This is a genomic window from Prosthecobacter debontii (genome assembly GCF_900167535.1).
In the GTDB taxonomy this organism is placed as follows: Bacteria; Verrucomicrobiota; Verrucomicrobiia; order Verrucomicrobiales; family Verrucomicrobiaceae; genus Prosthecobacter; species Prosthecobacter debontii.
Window position 1 is genome coordinate 304,818 of the sequence record NZ_FUYE01000005.1, and the last position, 16,736, is coordinate 321,553.

Below are 16,736 nucleotides of genomic sequence, written 5' to 3' on the forward strand. Positions count from 1 at the left end.
TGCTCTCTTTTGGTAAAAGCTCCGCCTTTTTTGAGTTTCGTTTTTCTTGAATTCTTAGTAGTTTTAATAAATGAACCGTTTTCCGCTGCTCCGTCTCGGCTTGATCTGGCTCATCATGGCTGGCTTTGGGCTCAGTGCTGCCCAGGCGTTGACGTTCAGCACGGTCATTCTGGATGCCGGGCATGGAGGTCATGATGGCGGCGCGGCGTGGCACGGTCTGGTGGAAAAACGGCTCTGTCTGGATGTGGCCCAGCGCGTGGAGCGGATCTTGAAGGCCAAGGGCGTGCGGGTGGTGATGACCCGTCGGAGCGACGTGTTTGTTGAACTGGATAACCGCGCTCGCATCGCCAACCGCTACTTGAAGTCGGTCTTCGTCAGCATTCATTTCAATGCCAACCGCAAGACCAGCATCACGGGCATGGAGGGTTACTACCGGAGCAGCCGAGGGAAAATCTTGGCGGCCAGCATCCTGCGGTCCATGGATCGTCGCGTGACGGGGACGAATCGGGGCGTGTTCAACCGCAACTTCAAGGTCCTCCGCTCCACGCTCATGCCGGCGGCAGTCATCGAATGTGGCTATCTCAGCAATCGCACCGAGGCCAAACGCTGTGCCAGCCCCAGTCATCGACAAGCGATTGCAGAAGGCATCGCTGCGGGCATCTTGGCGACTCGTGGATAAATGAATGCTGAAAACCTGACCCAGTTGGTGGTGCGTGTGACGCCCAATGCGCGGAAGTCCGAGATCCTGAATTGGGGCATGGATGAAAAAGGCCGCTCGGTTCTCCTCCTGAAGCTCGGCGCACCGCCGGTGGACGGGAAGGCGAACACAGAGCTCATTCAGTTCCTCGCCAAAACCCTGGGCTGTTCCAAAAGCCAGATCACCCTCCTGCGCGGAGAGGGCAGTCGGCAGAAGGTACTGGAACTGCCGCAGTCGGCCTATGACAAGTTGCCTGCGGTGAAGTAACCCCTGAGCTGGAACGGCGGAGTTCATTCGATGATCTTCACCCCGACATCTTTGGCGCGAATGACCGGTATCCTGCGGTAGAGAAACTCCAGGTCATCGAAGTGCCACCACTCTCCGGGCAGAGGTTTGAAACCAGCCTCGGTCATGGCTTCGTGCAGGAGGGTGAGATTGCGCCGGATCTCAGGGTCCTTCGGTTGCTGATGACTGGAAGCCTGGTGAAGGTCTTCGTCAAAGGCGGTGGGCATGCGTTGCTCACGACCCTGCAGATCCACCAAGGTCGCATCTATGGAGATGCCACCGCAGTGCCGTGACCAGCCATGGATGGGATCCAGAAACATACCTGAACTGTCCGCTTGCCCAAAGAGCAACTGGTGCGCTTCCGGGGGGCGCCAGGCATCCCAGATCTTGATCCCGTAGCCCTGTCGCTTCAGTTGAGTCTGGGCTTTCTTCAGCTTCTTCGCCGTGGAGGCTCTCAGCAGGCAGGGCATGTTCGGCGGGTAAACGGGACGCCCGAGGACATTCTGCGTGGTGCTGTAGCGCAGATCTACCATCACTCCAGGCACCCGTTTTCTGACCTCGACGAGCCCTTTGTTCTTCTTGGCTGCGGAGCAGGCTAGGGGGAGAGCCAGGAGGCTGATGAGCAGAATCTGGAGGAGTGAGCGCATCCGATGATTTTTTGCTTCCTCTGTCCCACAGGGCGAGGCAAGTTTCCAGTCTTCTTGCCCATGACCCGTTACCAGATTCTCAATGCCCTTCTGCACTTCCTCTTTTTCTTCGTCGGGGCGGGCATTGGCTCCTTTTTGAATGTGGTCATCTACCGCCTGCCGCGGGATCTCTCCGTGAATGAACCGCGGCGTTCCTTTTGCCCGAGCTGCAAATATCAGATCCCCTGGTATCACAACATCCCCATCGTGAGCTGGCTGCTGCTGCGGGGACGGTGCGCCAATTGTGGGGTGTCGATTTCTCCGCGTTATCTTGGGGTCGAGCTTTTCACCGGGTTGGTCTTTTACGCCGTGCTTTGGTGCTTCGGTGGTGACTGGGCCGAGATTGTCATTTGGGGACCTAAAGTGGTTTGCCTGTGGGTCTTCATGAGCCTGCTCATTGCTGGCACCTTCATTGATATCGAGCACTACCTGCTGCCCGCCGAGATTACACGGAATGGCACCATTGCCGGCATCTTGGCCTCGCTCTGGGTGCCTGCTTTTCAGGATCAGGACGTGTGGTGGCGTGGCGGGCTCATGGCCATCGCCAGTGCTGCGGTCGGTTTTGGCGGGCTGCGCATCGTGGTCGAGCTTGGCAAACTCGCCTTTGGGCGCAAACGCCTGAAGTTTGCTCAGGCCGAAGCCTGGAGCGTGACCCAGCCGGATGAAAACGAGCCGCCCATCGTGACGGTGGGAGAGGATAAGATCGAGTGGGTGGACCTCTTTGGCATGCAGCGGCCCACGGATCGCCTCGTCGTCACATGCCCCGTCCTGCGGGTCAATGACCAAACGTTCTCCGACATCATCGCTGAGCTGTATGTGGAGACGCTCAAGATCAAAGATAGCACCGGCAAGGAAGAGACCTTTGATCTGGAGAAGGTGACCTTGCTGGAAGGGAAGGCCACCGAGGTCATGATCCCGCGCGAGGCCATGGGCCTGGGCGATGTCCACTTCATGATGATGATCGGCGCCTTCGTAGGGTGGAAAGCCGTGCTCTTCACCATCTTTGCCGCCTCCATTCTGGGTACCCTCATCTCCACCCTCACCCGTGTGACCGGGCGTGCCGAGTGGGGGAGCAAACTGCCCTTCGGCCCCTACCTCGCTGCCGGGGCTGGTCTGTGGGTGTTTTATGGTCCGCAGGTCGTGGATTGGTACATGAACAAGGTCACCGGCGGCCACGATTTCTGACGTGGTCACGCTGGCCACTCATCGGCTCCCATCCCACGGGCTCATTTCAAAAGATGATGAAGCGTATTGCCGTCATCATCGACTATGATATTGCTTATCGTTGGTATTTGGGCTTAAAGAGACATCCATGGGAACTGAGTTAGTACTCAGACAAAATTGTTGTCCGTAACGCTATTGACGCACTCAACAAAATTGGTTCTCATTAAATAGACTAAAAGAACCTCACAAGCAATGAGACCAGCCGCCAAGTTTAGCATGATAGTAACCACCGTTACGATATTCATCACTTGGTTTTCCTTGACGGTAATTGTTCCAGAAATGCGATCACGATGGTCGGCTCCCCTTGCTGCTATACTCTCATCCATAGCTATATATCGAGTTTTTGCGTGGTTTCTTGGCTGGCTAATTGAGCGTTGGCTCTGGCTGAAGTCTTTTGTATTTGGCCCTTATTTCATGCAGGGGACGTGGGTTGGGCACTTTACTGGGAGGGCTGGAGATATTCGTTATATCGTCGAGCACTTTGAACAGACTATTGATGGGTTGACCATTCGTGGTCAATCGTTCACTGAAACAGGATCGAGTCATGCCAATTGGACTACCGAAGCCGCAACCATTGATGCTGAACGAGGTAGGTTAATTTACACGTATAGTTGTGATATTCTGACTCGCGGAGTTGTATTACAGGGGGTGGGAGTTTTCCACTTCGACCGAGTTGATCAGTTTTCGCAGGCCAGAACTATTGAAGGGCATGTAGCAGATTTGATTGATGGCATCCGCCTGCATTCCCTCGAGACAAAGATAAGCGACCGTCTCATCACCATAACAGACGCGCTATCCCAAGCAAAATCTGCTACAAAAGAACTTCGTGAAAAGCGAGCCAAATAAAACCAACCAATCCGAACAAATGGATTCAGGATGCAGGCAACAGCTCGTAGCTGTCTGTCGCATAAACAGAGTCTTGCTCGCCGTCGCCACAGGTTAGACATTCGCCTAGAAATGCGCATTCAGACTCCACATGATCCCGAGTATGCTACGTGTCACTATACTCACGCGTGGCTCCGAATCATGTCGGATGATATGGACCTTGAGGAGGTGACGTCACTGGTCAAGGCCGAGCCAACAGAAACCCAGAAGAAGGGGGATTTACGGTCGGCTTCAAGGCAGCAGGCCTACAATAAGACAGGATGGTGGATTTCGTCAAAGGGATTGATATCGTCGAAAGACTCGCGAGATCACATTGACTTCATTCTCTCCAAGCTTGCTGATTCAGATGCTGGTTTTAGCGTGCTTCATAGCCGTGGATATCTGGTAGATCTTTGTGTTCGCTGGGATTCCGTATCCGGCCACGGTGGACCTACTCTCTCACCCATTCAGATGTCACGTCTTGCTGCGCTCGACATTGAAGTATGGTTCGATATCTACTTTCATGGGGACGATTTCGCATTTGAAGGAGAGACTCCGCCACCGAAGCCACCAAGTGGCGAACAAGACTTCCCTCCTAACGTCTGACCTGTCCTCAGTTGCAGTCTTCATCACCTCAAGCCGCAGTCGAAGCCTCGTCCCTGGTCCGGCGTGGAAGGACTCGAAGTTAAGCCGTTAATTAACGAAGAATACCCTCGCTTCCAATGCAATCCATCATCGAGTCCAATGCTGCTTCACTTCGTGAGCTCCACCAGGCGATACATGAGACATTTCGACATCGCTCCGAGGGGCCGGAAGCTCTCGTAGCTTGGGAGCGGGCGTGCAGGGAGTTTCACCAGCGGTGGGATGAGCTTGCTTTTCCGGGCGGCTTGCAGTCGGGGCTTCGCAGAATCGAGGCTGGGGACATGCAGGCAATTGAGACCGCCATTCGATACTTGGAACTGCGTCCGTTCTACTTCCGAGCCCAATACACGCGAGACATGTTTACCCGACGACTCAAGAGGCAGGCACTGCCAGCCAGACTTCAGCAGCGATTTGATGCCACCCGAGAACGTCTTCGTGCTTGGCGAGAGGCCCGACGTCCTTCATAGTCTTCCTCGCATGATCGCGACGCAGCAGACCATGGGCCAAACGGGGCTGCAGTCATAGAGTCTTGGCCACCCAACACACTCCAACATCACTTCATGGGACTTGACTGGATACCGATCGACATCGCTAAACCTGGCTTCGAGGGCGAGAGAGCGAAGCTCCGTCAGCGCATCAGGTGGAATCTCCCCTACTTCACCGCTCGATGGCGGAAGCGATACAATGAGATTGTGATTCCTGCGCACGCTAGTGTTGGAGCTCCGAGGGTGGGCGTTGACCGGGTGGCAGACGAGTGGGCTCGCGCACGTTACGCCAAGAAGGCCCACAAGGATTGTAGTGAGGAAGAGTTTCTTCAAAGAATGCACGGTTACGACGTGCTGCAGTTGGTAAAGTCTCCCGGATTGCCCCAGTTCACTCATGGGGGCCTCTACGCCGGAGCGGACCCGACGAGCTATCGGGGGCAGTTTGTGATGGACTCCAAGGATCTCATTACCGATGAGATCGCCAACCGCGGGTATCGATCATTCACAGCAGAAGAAGCCGTGGATTACGGAAGACAGCTTCTTGAGCGAGCCCGTGAGGCAGCTCGACAGCACAGCCTAGATGTTGCGACGGTCGCAGTATCGCCAGATGATGACCCTTTGGATTCCATCGCTGGCCAAGTCGAGATTTTTCGGACTGCTGGCGAGTGGTTTCAGTTCTGGGGAGGGAAGGGGCACTCTATCGAGCCTTGGGCATGAGCGGCACACATCCAACAACACGGGCGAACAAAACGGATGCAATCAACGCTGAATGGCATCAGTCGTGTCATCGACGCTGCCCGCTCGCCGTTGTTGTCGTTTAGACGTTCTGCCAACTTCGATGCGTCACTCGTTTTCAACAAAACCAATCTAACCGAAAATACATTTATGGGAGCATGGGGCATCAAGACTTTTGAAAACGATGGCGCGTTGGATTGGCTGGGGGACTTTCGAGATGCTCCGTCTGAGGCGAAGTTTCGCCAGACATTTGCACCTCAGCCTCCGAAGGGCTTCCTCTCTAAGTTATTTGGCGGTGGTTCGAGCGCTTCACCTCCTGAACTCGATGGTGAAGACGTATTGGCCGCTGCAGAGATCCTCGCTACACTTCGAGGCCATCCAGCCGTTGATGCGATGGAAGATTTAGCGGATTTGCCAGACATCAAGGTCACAGACGAGATCGTCGCACTGGCGATCCAGGCTATCGATTCAGTGATGACTTCCTCGGATCTGAAGGATTGTTGGGAGGACACGGATGATTTTGAATCATGGGTTGAAACGGTGAAGGACATCAGAGCCAGACTATCCAGAGCATGAGACATCATTACCCTCAACCAAAGGAAAACTAACGGAGGCAGGTCATTCCACTGATCTGTTGTTTGTTCATAGCTTTTCCTTGGTTCGAAACCTTTTCCATGCTCGCCTAACACTGGCAGGTCATCTATCGTCTTATGAAGCACCACACTCTGGAGATCTCTTCAACGGCTCGGCCGCAGTTGCCTTGGATTCTACGTGTGACACCGGAGAAGCATCGAGAGTTGATTCAGCGTATCGGGATCATTGTCGGATTCATCTGCCAGATCGTATGGATGTTGGGTGCATTTGCGGGACTTTTTCTCGGTCCTCTGCTTTTTGCCATCTGGCGACCCACCGCTCCCATTTCTCAGCCCGTCTTCTGGCTTTTGAGGACTTCAGGGCCGGAGTGGTCTTTGATCATCTACACATTTGTCATGTGGATATGCATCGGGCTCGTCCGCGTTGGCTGCTCTTTTTTCGAATATGTCACCGCAACCCAGTCTTATCTCAAAGATAAGACACAGGAGGAAGCCGAACAAAATGCTGGTGACAACGGCTCGTAGCCGTTGGTCATCTCAGCGGAGTCTTGCGCTCGCCGCCGCCACCGCTTAGTCGTTAGGTCTCCATCTCGTATGAACGCGTGGCGAACCCCTATCGATGCGAAGGCAAAAGCAAAGTGGATGTGGACCGTTTGGGTGTTGTCTGCTCTTGCGAGTGTCAGCATGGTTATGGCAGTGCCTCAGATTGACAAGCACCCGATGGGCTTTGCTTTTGCGGTCTCATGGGTTGTTAGTGGATTTGTCGGACTCTTCACTCAAAACACGCTCCTTCGCAGGAACCCTTGGCATTTTCGTTTTGCGTCATGGGAACGCTCTGGCCAGGTTTACCGCTGGGTTGGCGTTGAGGCATTCTGTTGGTTGTTGCGGCATAGCCCGCTGGGTTGGCTTAATCCTGCCATCCGGCTGACAGGCCAGAGATCGGGCCTCGAAAACCTGCTGAGACAAATGAATTTTGCCGAAGGTGCCCACCTGATCGGGGGGGTGATGACACTAGGTTTCTCCATCGGATCTGCCATGACCGGGCATGTGGCGGTCGCACTCTCTTTTGCCGTGATCACCCTATTTTTTCATGTCTATCCTCTGCTTACCCAAAGATGGAATCGTCTGCGTGTAGCCAGAGTGATCCAACGAATGGGATCGAAACTTCATGAAAAAGCCTAACCATGGGGCCGACCTTGCATCGCTCATTACCCCACTGGAGGCAAGGCTCGCAGCCGTCAGTCACATGATCCTAGTCTTGCGCTCGCCGTCGCCACGGCCTAGACATTTGGGCAAAACATATCGATGAGTTCGTCCCAGCTTGTAGAAGGATTCGAGGATCACGATTTCCAGCTTCGTGGCTACACGGTTCGCGATTACGGGAGATCAATCGTTCTTGATCTGATCCGTGGAGGCGAACCCGAACGAGTGACTTGGTTAGAGTTTTCCGGGGTCGAATCTTATCGCTTCCTGCATACGGGTGGGGCGAGCATCACTGACATTCTCGAGGTACCGTTTATGGAGGCCATTCGCGAAACGGGAGCCGATTTCCCTGAAGAGTTCCGCCAACAGGGAGGGTTAGCGGTGCACTTTGAAAGCAATGAAGACTATGCGCGCTACTTTGAGAAGGAGGGACTCCATACTTGGCTGATCCACTCGGCGATTGGATTTATCGGGATGGTCGTCGGAGGGTGCCTGACATCTGTTCAAGCCGAACCAAGTGCCGGTGGCGAGTGCTCGAGCGACTCTGACAACCCATGAGCATCTCACCCAAGAACCTGCCATTTCCGATCTCATTGCCCACTCGCCGGTTGCAACTCAGGCGTTTGCAGAGAGCCGATGCGGAGTCCCTTTGTGCCTATCGTTCGCTGCCTGAGGTCGCTCGGTATCAGTCATGGGAGACCTATGGCCCCGAGGACGCGGCGCGTCTTCTCCACGATCAGCAGGATCGTGACATTGGTATGCCGGGCACATGGCTTCAGGTGGCTGTCGTCGAGACTAGGACAGGTCAGATGATCGGCGACTTCGGCCTGCACTGTCTCGCTGACGAGCCCTGTCAGTTTGAGATTGGCGTCACTTTTGCGCCTGATTGGCAAGGACAGGGGTATGCGACCGAGGCACTGGAGTGTTTGCTAAACTATTTGTTTACCGAGCGATCTGCCCGCCGGATTTTCGCCACGACGGATGTCCTGAACGTGCCGGCAGCTGCCTTGTTCAGGCGGCTGGGATTCCGGCAGGAGGCTCATCATGTGGAGCACCGAGCCTACAAGGGCACGTGGACCAGCGAGTATGTCTTTGCGCTTTTGGCTCGGGAGTGGGAGGTGAGATCACATTCACATCCGAAGCCCGGCTCGGTTTCGACGTTTGCAGAGATTTAGAAACCTCATGACCACTCTGACGGAAAAGATAGCCGAGGCCTGCTTTCCTATGTTCGAGAGGGTTTGGTCGGTTGCTCAAGAACCCGTGAGCCACCAGGGTCGCTTTCGGCTGGTGGAGTGTGGGGTTTACGAGATAGGCCCGAAGTTCGCCGACGGGGGGATCTGTTTGGATGCTAGCCACTTACCGTTGGACGATGTCACCCTGGGGGCGGGTTTTTATATCTTTGGTCTCGATGAGCTGACCCCGCCTACCTTTAGAGTGCAGGTGGGGTGGTTCCGTTCTTGGAGCCATGACAGGCAGGCTGGGTTTAGCTTGCTTGAGTATTGCTCTGGCTGTTGTCCGGCTTCCGTGGATGATGGAAGGCGTTGGGTGGAGCGCATTCTTCCTCGTTTTGAGCGATCCTTGAGAGAGGCGCTGAAGCGAGGGGGCCCCCCTTCAAGGATGGTGCACTTTTGGCAGCGATTTTGGCGGCAGGTGCCTCCCCCGTTCATCACCATCCATCCTCATGGGGCGCTGAGAGCTTATCCTGACATGAGCACTTTTGCTGAAAGGTATGACATCGGATAGGATCTGATCTGTTGGCTTGGGCAGGAGTGGCGGGTTAAAAGATTTGGTTTCAACAAAATATCTACGAACATCATTGATTTCGCTGGATGGATCATGTGCTATTGGGGCATTACCATGCCGTTTAAGAATCATCCGACGCAAGAGTCCTCTTTACCCACCCTTGAGACAGGTCGGCTGATTCTCCGGCCTTTTGATCTCTCCGATGCGGAACGGGTGAGGACGTTGGCTGGGGATCCGAAGATTGCCGCGACGACGCAGAATGTGCCGCATCCCTATCAGGAGGGCATGGCGGAGACCTGGATCGCTTCGCATCCGGCTTTGTTTGAAAGCGGGGAGGCGGTCAATCTGGCGGTGGTGCTGAAAGTGACGGGAGAACTGATCGGCGCAATCGGCTTCGTCGCTTGTAAGCGACATCGAAGAGCCGAGCTGGGTTACTGGATCGGCGTTCCGTTTTGGGGACAGGGCTATTGCACAGAAGCTGCAAAAGCCGTGATTCAATATGGGTTTGAGGGGCTCGGTTATCACAAGATCAATTCCTGTCACATCGCCGGGAATCCCGCCTCTGGTAGGGTGATGGAAAAGTCAGGCCTAACCCGTGAAGGCGTGTTGGTGGATGAAGTCTTTAAAGACGGAGCTTTTCATACGGTGATGACCTATGGCATCATTCGCGTTGCCGAATCTGTCTGCCATTAGCCGTGAGGCGATGTTTCTCCCATTCCAATCCATGCATCTATGAGTCTCGGTATCATCCCTGTTTTTCTCCCAGAACTTAAGACCACGAAGTTCAACTTCGATTTTGATGGCAGCACTACCTTGGATTTTGCTGAGGAATTGGATGAGCTGGCGGGTGAACTCGGCGTGGCATCGCTTGCTGACTTCAGCGATTGCCGCGAGGCGCCGGAGGGTTATGAGGGGGCACCTTGGGAACTGGATGAGGTTCTTGGACCCTGGACGGATTGGTTTGCTGCCACAGCAGGCGAAGAAACCTGGACGCGACTGCACGCGCATCTGAAAGATGATCCTGAATCTCTGAGTGATCCCGATGCGGTGCCTTACCTTCTGGAAGAACTTTCCGAGTTCATCCGTGTCTTGGATGCCGCCGTGAAAGAAGGGGCTCAGTTTCGTCTCTCTGTGGTGTCATGAAAGATAAGAGTGCTAATGAAGAGCTTTTTGACATCAGGCATTCGCGACCATGAAATCTCACCTCACTGTCATCACCCTGGGCGTGGATGATCTCGAACGCGCTGTGTCCTTTTATCGGGACGGATTGGGTTTTTCCACGAAGGGGATTATCGGTCAGGAGTTGGAGCATGGGGCAGTGGTTTTTTTCGATCTTCAGCCGGGACTGAAACTCGCGCTCTGGCCACGCAGCAGCATCGCTTACGATACGGGTCTCCCACAAAGCCCGGCATCATCCACGGATATGACGCTCGGTCATAATGTGGCGACGAGGGAGGAAGTGGGTGCCATCATGCAGCAGGCAAGGCAGGCGGGCGCGAGCGTTGTGAAGGAGGCCCATGACACCTTCTGGGGTGGGTATTCCGGTTATTTTCGAGATCCGGATGGCCATGTTTGGGAGATCGTCTGGAATCCGAATTTTAAAGACCTCTAACTGCCTTTAGGGCAGGAGATTGATTTCGACAATCGCACGTCAAGTCGTTGGATGAATGCTCAACTCGGCGAAGGCTCTTCCCAAGGTTGGGCTTCTTGACAAAATGAAGTGGGAATGCATTCCGAGGAGCATTTTATAATAGGAAACAACACGAGCCGATGCTTGGATCTCACTCATGATTCGATCTTTCCGATATACCCAAGCGGAGTGGCCTATTTCCCTGGAGGAGCTCAAGCAGAGACGGGATCAGTGTGTAAAAGCGGAGTCGAGATCCTCCATTGTTTTCTTGATCCTTTTCTTCGGTTTTCTGTTCGCGAATGTGCCCTTCGTCAATTGGATCGAAAGTAATGCAACACTGCCTGTGTGGGTCAAACCCGCGTGGCTTGGATTGTTCATGGTGGTTTTGATCGGTAACCTCCCCTTGATGGTGTATCTGCTTAAAAGGCGGGTGCGTTCCTTTGGTTTGAATTGCCCTTCATGTGACAAGATGGTGCATGCTCAGGCCATGGCCATTGCGGTCGCGACTGGGTATTGCAGTCACTGCGGAGTCAAACTGGTCTCAGATCATACCTTTCAACCGCCGCAGGCTTTGCGGTGAAACGTTTTTGTTATTCAAGCCATGCCGAATTCATTTACAGCGTTTTCACTGAAGCCGGGCCAGATCTATCGGGTGAAGGCCGCGTTTGTCGATTATGATCGGAAGGAACATCTGGTGGGAGAAACTTGGCGCTTCGTCCGGTATAATTTCGTGCCCTATGACGATGGTTTGACCCTTTACCTAGAGCCGTTGAACGAAGCGAATGGGCATCGAGTCATCCGGCTGCGGTGTGCGCCTGAAGACCAGGAGGCGATAGCGGATCACTTTTCGGACTTTGTGGAAGTGATGAACCCAGGCTCTGAGTGATTAGCTCGGCTCCGGGAGATTGAGTGCCTGGCGCAGGATCTCATCGAGATGGGTAATGGGGAGGGAGTAGTGTCCCTCTTCATCCAACCAACGGGTGGTGGTGTGAGGCATGATGCTGGCCAGCTTATCGGTGTATTGCCAGGCGATGTTGCGATCCTGCTTGCCATGCCAAAAGTGGATGAGCGGGGTGATGGAGCTGACCTCGAAGCCCCACTCCGAGAGATAGATATCTGCATCGGCAATAACGGCTTTGGGGCCACGAGAAAGGGCTTCGAGAATGCCCTGACGGATGACGGCAAAGGTGGTCGGATTGGAGAGGACTTTGCGGTCGGCTTCTCCCAGCATGCCCATGAACCACTTGAGCGGAGCACGATCCGGCTGCCCCTGGCAGATGCGTTCTCCGGCACGGAGCAGAAGCCCAAGGACCGTGGGAAAGGCATGGCGGAGCCGGATCATCAAGCGGTAAACCCAAAACATGTGCTCATAGCCTAGGAATGTGAGGGGAGGTGCCCCGCAAACGATGGTGGCGCTGAGCAGCCGATCTGGCATGGCTAAGGCTGTCGTCAAGACATAAGGGCCGCCTCCCGACCAGCCAATGACATGAAATTTATCAATGCCCAGATGTGCGGCTAACTCCGACAAAACGGGAGGCCAATCGCTGAGCTGTCGATGGGGTTGAAAGTCCGACAGTCCGATCCCGGGCCGATCTGGCGAGATGATTCTCAGTCCGTATTTTTTCCCCGCCTCGTCCATCAGCTCTCCTTGCACGCGCGCGCTGGGCCACCCGTGAAAGTAAAAGCATGGCGTCCCCTGCGGATCACCGTGCTCAGCGTAACCGAGCAAGCGTCCGGAGGACAAACGGAAGGTATGATCTGCCATGTAGGGCGGGAAATTTTTTGGGGGAAGAATAGATGGTAAATGGGAAATCTGCCGTGGCAACCTGACAGAAAGGGGAGTCTGCGGATAATGGCGGGTGGCAAAAGGTGATTGCAGGCGGCTGAACTAGCTCTAGGATGGAATCTCCCCATTCATGAAAACTGCTCCAGCCGCCCTCCTTGCTGCCGCCGCTCTGATTTTTGCCTCCGTTTCCTGTGACAAGCACTCCTGGGAAGAGACCCAAGTGCTGCATGAAGGCATGCACAAAGGCCATGGCGATGAGCATCACGGTGACACTCATCACGCTGAGGAAGCTAAAGGTGAGCACGCTAAGCCTGAGGCTCATGCGGCCCCTGAAGCCCATGGTGAAAAGAAAGAAGACGCCAAGCACTAAGGCGCATCTGCTCAGCGAGCCCGTCAGAAGGCTGTGCCTAGGGCTCAAGCCATAAATCCGGTCAACTCATTCAGGAACTTCGTGTCTTGAATGAGTTTTTTTCATCCCTTTTCGTATGAGATTGTCCCAAAGAATGGCATTGCCATTCGTTAATTCTAAACAACCGCATGAGGACAGCACTTTCTCTCCTATACCTTTTGGCGTTCTCGGTGGGGACGCAGACGATGGCTCAGGAAGCTCCAAAGAGGCCTTTGGATCCCTTGATGCAGGACACCGTCTGGCAGATGACGGCGGATCAGTTTCAGCAACAGTTCGCTTCGTCGCGTTTTCAATGGCTTTCAGAGCGGCGGGATCAGGCACGTTTTTTTGGCCCTGGACTGAGCTTGTGGGAGGGGGCGGTGCCGCTCAATGAGGCGATCATCGAATTTTCCCCAGAGGGGAATCCGGCGCGGATGAGTTTTTCCATTTTCAATCGTGGTGATACCCAGGACCAGACGCTCAATCGGGAACGCTTCGAAGGTCTTGTAAGCCAGTTGAAAGAGAGCATCAGTAAGAAGCTGGCCGTGCCCTCAACAGAGCGAGGTAAGGATAAAACGAGCGCGGTGGCAGCAGAGGGTTTTGTGTGGATGAAACCACCCTCGGCTTATTTGCTCGAGTATAGCTTTCAGCGAGAGATGCGTTCTCGCGGCATTGAGTTCCGGCCTGAGTTCATCCGGTTGCGTGTGGCACCTGTGGCGAAGACTGGAGCCCCGCTTGCAACGGCGAACGCACGTCTGCCCATGGTGTCGAAGCAAGCCCTGGTGGCCAATGTGAAACATGAGGCCAATGGAGATGTGTTCATCGCCAATGTGCCGATGGTGGATCAAGGGCCCAAGGGCTACTGTGCAGTCGCTACCGCAGAGCGTGTATTCAAGTATTACGGCATCCCAGTGGACCAGCATGAGATGGCGCAGGTGGCGGATACGTCAGATGGCAGCGGAACCAGTCCGAGCAAGATGTATGAGGCTCTCAATAAACTTGAAGGTCGGCTGCGAGTGCGGGTGCGTGTGGTGGAGAATTGGGAATACAAAAAGTTTGTGGACATGGTGGGGGATTACAACCGTGAAGCCAAACGGGCGAGTAAGCGTGAAGTGAGTGCAGAGCCTCGTAACGGCACCATCTACATCGATGAGATCTACGGAGCGATGGATGGAGAGGTGCTGAAGACCTCCCGCACGGAGCGCGACCGATCCGGCTTTGGCAAATTTCAGCGGAGTATCGCGGGTCTTATCGATGAGGGGGTGCCTGTCATGTGGGGAGTGATGCTCGGTCTTCTACCCGAGCCAGAGATTCCCCAGGCTTCTGGCGGTCACATGCGCCTCATCATCGGTTACAATCTGAAGACCTCAGAGATCCTCTACACGGACTCGTGGGGTGCGGAACATGCTCTCAAGCGCATGCCTGTGGCCAATGCCTTTGCCATGACCACCGGGGTCTATTACATGGAGCCGATGAAGTGAACGTCTCGGCTTTGGCTGTTCAAGTCGCGTGATGATGCGTGACTTGAAGCCAAATGTGAGTGCGCCAAGCTTTCAGCCGTTCTTTCACGGCCCGAGTATCCTCACTGGAGGGGCGTTTCAAAAGGTGTTTGAGGCTGCCCACAACTCCAAGCCAAGCCACCTTGAGGCGATACTTGCGCGCGAATTGAAAGACAATTTGGGCAAACTCGGCATCGCGGACATTGCCACTCCGCCGATAGCTGAAAGGCAGATTTAACCGACGGCAGATCTTGCCTTTTTGCAGTTGGGAAATGGCCCAATCATAATCCTCTGCGGTGGGCAGTTTCTCGTCGAAGGCCTTTTGCCGCCAAAGGCTGCGGCGGATCATGCCCATGCTGTTGCTGTAGATGGAGCCGAACCGCAGACCGCGGCGTTTGAGCTCGTCCCAGGTCACGGCATCACTATAGTAAGGGTCTGAGTCCCAGCAGGCACTCACACAGGCGACACGCTCGTCTTGAAAGCAGGCCACCATCTGAGCGATCGCTTCTGGGGAGTTGAGCACGGTATGGGAACTCAGAATGAGCACGAGATCCGTCGTGAGGTAATGCAGGCCGTAGTTCAGCACACGGCTGTGTTCATAGGCCTCCTTCCACTCGACGATGCAGGCACCCGCCTCGGTTAGGAGATCGGCCGAACCGTCGGTGCTTTGATTGGCCACACCCAAGATGACATCAGGAGGCAAGGTCTGATTTTTCAAGGCGGCCAGCACGGCGGGTAGTGTCTCTGCCGAATTGGCAAAGCGAATGAGCACTCCTACACTGAGGCGACTGGGAGAGAAGATCGATCTCATGGCTGATAGGCGATGGAAGATTCGGAAGCAGAGGGCGTCTGACGCAAGCGTTCATGCAGCGCCGCGGCCAAATGGTGAGACTTTTGGTTAAACTTCGATGCACTCATGCTTCTCTGTGACGTCACGAAGATAATGTGAGCGCCTGGGTGGGATCGGGGAGCGAGTGTGTTTTTAGCATAGGATGAATAGCTGCTTAAAAGCTTACCGTCTTGAATGAAATACTCGCGTAACCACAGATGCCCGTCAGTGAAGACCTCGGCATCATCGGCGGAGAGATCGAGATCGCGCCCGCGGTATTTCAGGCAAACCTGCACGGTGTGATGTCGGTCATTATTCTGAGCCGCATACCAGACCGTGCGGATGTTGGCCTCTTGATCGGGTAGTCTAAGTTCGTAGCCTTGGGCTCCGAGGGAGGAGATGACCAGTTCAGAAGGAGGCATCAGCGGCGGATAACGCCCCGCTAAGAAGGAGGAGGCGGTAAAAGGTAAAAAAAGCGCCAGCACGGCGACGCCCTGAATCGGTAAGCGAATGTCGAGTTGAAGATTGGCCGAGAACGCAGAGGGATGTGACAAACTAAAACTTTGCCATAGAAGCCAAGCGATGCCGATCGCTGCGATCCCTTTACCGCCTGGCATCAGCGTCAGGAAAGGATGTGTGGCTGCTAAAGTAAGCCAAATCGATGGACGCTGAAGGCTGGCGAACGGCCACATCAGAGGGCACATGAGCAGCCAGGGAAGCCAGAGAGATTCCAGGCTCACCAAACCGATACCCAAACCTGCGAGAGCCCAGCCCAAGGTCAGAGCGATACGCCATGACTTGTGGTCGGTGGAGAACTGGCACTGTGAGAGTAGCAACAGAGCCGCGGTAGTGATCCAAAGTCCGCCGATGCCTGCCATGATGGGCGATAACCAAGCGAGAATCGCTGCTGCATGGAGGGTCTCCAAACTCCGCACGCTGATGCTACGATTCTGATTTGGCGTCAGGCAGAGAATCATGGGCACCAACCAGAGGAAGCCGAGAAAGTAATGAAGCTGCGGGCTTTCTACGGCTGGAAAAAACAAATGGCGATAGGCCAGTAGAGAGAACACTCGTAAAACATTTGCCAGAAGCGCGGCTGGAAAGACAGCCGCGAGGCGGAGCCAGAAACGTCGATCGGGCGGCGCATGACGATGAATCCAAACGGTGAGGCTCAAGAGAATAACCAAAAGATTGATGCCTGAGCAGTCTTGAGTCCAAGGCACGGTCAAGCGACCTACCGTCAAACCTTCAGCGGAGTCCGAAGCGGGCGCGCCGAACAGATGAAGTAATCCCACGATGAAAGGTCGGGTGAGATCCGTGAATCCGTCGTATCGAGGAGCACCTGCCAGAAGCAATCCCGAGATCGCCGCTGTAGCGAGAAGCCTGAGATTATTGAACCAAGGACTAGGAGAGTTCATGGCAGATGTTCATGGAGGGCGCGGGAGTC

22 protein-coding genes are annotated in these 16,736 nt (G+C 54.7%); 18 read left to right on the forward strand and 4 right to left on the reverse strand.

Annotated elements, in window-relative coordinates:
* Positions 1–70: 70 nt before the first annotated feature.
* Positions 71–679, forward strand: coding sequence for an N-acetylmuramoyl-L-alanine amidase (locus B5D61_RS09920; RefSeq protein ID WP_078813208.1), 609 nt, complete (start codon positions 71–73; stop codon positions 677–679).
* On the forward strand, positions 680–964 hold the full coding sequence (locus B5D61_RS09925; RefSeq protein WP_078813209.1) for a DUF167 domain-containing protein: 285 nt from the start codon (positions 680–682) through the stop codon (positions 962–964).
* Positions 965–987: 23 nt separating this feature from the next.
* On the opposite strand, the gene B5D61_RS09930 is transcribed toward B5D61_RS09925, so the two are convergent.
* On the reverse strand, positions 988–1,629 hold the full coding sequence (locus B5D61_RS09930) for a M15 family metallopeptidase (RefSeq protein WP_078813211.1): 642 nt from the start codon (positions 1,627–1,629) through the stop codon (positions 988–990).
* A gap of 60 nt (positions 1,630–1,689) precedes the next feature.
* Between B5D61_RS09930 and B5D61_RS09935 the strand changes: the two genes are divergently transcribed.
* The 14 genes from B5D61_RS09935 to B5D61_RS10010 all read left to right on the forward strand — a co-directional run bounded on the left by B5D61_RS09935 (position 1,690) and on the right by B5D61_RS10010 (position 11,673).
* Positions 1,690–2,853 (forward strand): prepilin peptidase, encoded by a 1,164-nt coding sequence (locus B5D61_RS09935; RefSeq protein WP_078813314.1) that lies wholly within the window; start codon positions 1,690–1,692, stop codon positions 2,851–2,853.
* A 255-nt stretch (positions 2,854–3,108) separates the two neighbouring features.
* Entirely contained in the window at positions 3,109–3,738 is a 630-nt protein-coding gene (locus B5D61_RS25660; protein WP_139373169.1) for a hypothetical protein, read from the forward strand.
* Positions 3,739–3,918: 180 nt separating this feature from the next.
* Entirely contained in the window at positions 3,919–4,362 is a 444-nt protein-coding gene (locus tag B5D61_RS09945; RefSeq protein ID WP_176159333.1) for a DUF4279 domain-containing protein, read from the forward strand.
* 596 nt (positions 4,363–4,958) lie between these two features.
* The gene (locus B5D61_RS09955; RefSeq protein ID WP_078813220.1) at positions 4,959–5,600 is read left to right on the forward strand and encodes a hypothetical protein; all 642 of its coding nucleotides are present in this window, start codon (positions 4,959–4,961) and stop codon (positions 5,598–5,600) included.
* 36 nt (positions 5,601–5,636) lie between these two features.
* Complete coding sequence (locus B5D61_RS09960) at positions 5,637–6,194, forward strand: DUF4259 domain-containing protein (protein WP_139373170.1); 558 nt, start codon at positions 5,637–5,639, stop codon at positions 6,192–6,194.
* 134 nt (positions 6,195–6,328) lie between these two features.
* Positions 6,329–6,736, forward strand: coding sequence for a hypothetical protein (locus tag B5D61_RS09965; protein WP_078813226.1), 408 nt, complete (start codon positions 6,329–6,331; stop codon positions 6,734–6,736).
* A 69-nt stretch (positions 6,737–6,805) separates the two neighbouring features.
* Positions 6,806–7,393 (forward strand): glycosyl-4,4'-diaponeurosporenoate acyltransferase CrtO family protein, encoded by a 588-nt coding sequence (locus B5D61_RS09970; RefSeq protein WP_078813228.1) that lies wholly within the window; start codon positions 6,806–6,808, stop codon positions 7,391–7,393.
* A 123-nt stretch (positions 7,394–7,516) separates the two neighbouring features.
* Positions 7,517–7,972: a hypothetical protein gene (locus tag B5D61_RS09975; RefSeq protein WP_078813230.1), complete on the forward strand. Its 456-nt coding sequence runs from the start codon at positions 7,517–7,519 to the stop codon at positions 7,970–7,972.
* Positions 7,969–8,589, forward strand: a complete 621-nt coding sequence (locus B5D61_RS09980; protein ID WP_078813231.1) for a GNAT family N-acetyltransferase — start codon at positions 7,969–7,971, stop codon at positions 8,587–8,589. The genes B5D61_RS09975 and B5D61_RS09980 overlap by 4 nt, the downstream gene beginning before the upstream one ends.
* Before the next feature lie 682 nt (positions 8,590–9,271).
* Positions 9,272–9,850, forward strand: a complete 579-nt coding sequence (locus B5D61_RS09990; protein ID WP_078813315.1) for a GNAT family N-acetyltransferase — start codon at positions 9,272–9,274, stop codon at positions 9,848–9,850.
* Positions 9,851–9,889: 39 nt separating this feature from the next.
* Positions 9,890–10,300 carry a hypothetical protein gene (locus tag B5D61_RS09995; protein WP_078813233.1) on the forward strand — a complete coding sequence of 137 codons (411 nt, stop codon included), beginning with the start codon at positions 9,890–9,892 and terminating at the stop codon, positions 10,298–10,300.
* Positions 10,301–10,349: 49 nt separating this feature from the next.
* A complete protein-coding gene (locus B5D61_RS10000) occupies positions 10,350–10,769 on the forward strand; it encodes a VOC family protein (protein WP_078813234.1) in 420 nt (139 codons plus the stop codon).
* A gap of 175 nt (positions 10,770–10,944) precedes the next feature.
* Positions 10,945–11,367: a hypothetical protein gene (locus tag B5D61_RS10005; protein ID WP_078813235.1), complete on the forward strand. Its 423-nt coding sequence runs from the start codon at positions 10,945–10,947 to the stop codon at positions 11,365–11,367.
* 21 nt (positions 11,368–11,388) lie between these two features.
* Positions 11,389–11,673 (forward strand): DUF3601 domain-containing protein, encoded by a 285-nt coding sequence (locus B5D61_RS10010; protein WP_078813236.1) that lies wholly within the window; start codon positions 11,389–11,391, stop codon positions 11,671–11,673.
* Here B5D61_RS10010 and B5D61_RS10015 read toward each other — a convergent pair whose 3' ends face one another.
* Positions 11,674–12,552: an alpha/beta fold hydrolase gene (locus B5D61_RS10015; RefSeq protein ID WP_078813237.1), complete on the reverse strand. Its 879-nt coding sequence runs from the start codon at positions 12,550–12,552 to the stop codon at positions 11,674–11,676. It abuts the gene before it with no gap.
* 151 nt (positions 12,553–12,703) lie between these two features.
* Between B5D61_RS10015 and B5D61_RS10020 the strand changes: the two genes are divergently transcribed.
* Complete coding sequence (locus tag B5D61_RS10020; protein ID WP_078813238.1) at positions 12,704–12,943, forward strand: hypothetical protein; 240 nt, start codon at positions 12,704–12,706, stop codon at positions 12,941–12,943.
* Between the two features lie 167 nt (positions 12,944–13,110).
* Positions 13,111–14,442 carry a cysteine peptidase family C39 domain-containing protein gene (locus B5D61_RS10025; RefSeq protein WP_078813239.1) on the forward strand — a complete coding sequence of 444 codons (1,332 nt, stop codon included), beginning with the start codon at positions 13,111–13,113 and terminating at the stop codon, positions 14,440–14,442.
* Positions 14,443–14,461: 19 nt separating this feature from the next.
* Here B5D61_RS10025 and B5D61_RS10030 read toward each other — a convergent pair whose 3' ends face one another.
* A complete protein-coding gene (locus B5D61_RS10030; RefSeq protein WP_078813240.1) occupies positions 14,462–15,271 on the reverse strand; it encodes a glycosyltransferase family 2 protein in 810 nt (269 codons plus the stop codon).
* Positions 15,268–16,707: an exosortase Z gene (gene xrtZ / locus B5D61_RS10035; protein ID WP_078813241.1), complete on the reverse strand. Its 1,440-nt coding sequence runs from the start codon at positions 16,705–16,707 to the stop codon at positions 15,268–15,270. The genes B5D61_RS10030 and xrtZ overlap by 4 nt, the downstream gene beginning before the upstream one ends.
* Positions 16,708–16,736 lie beyond the last annotated feature (29 nt).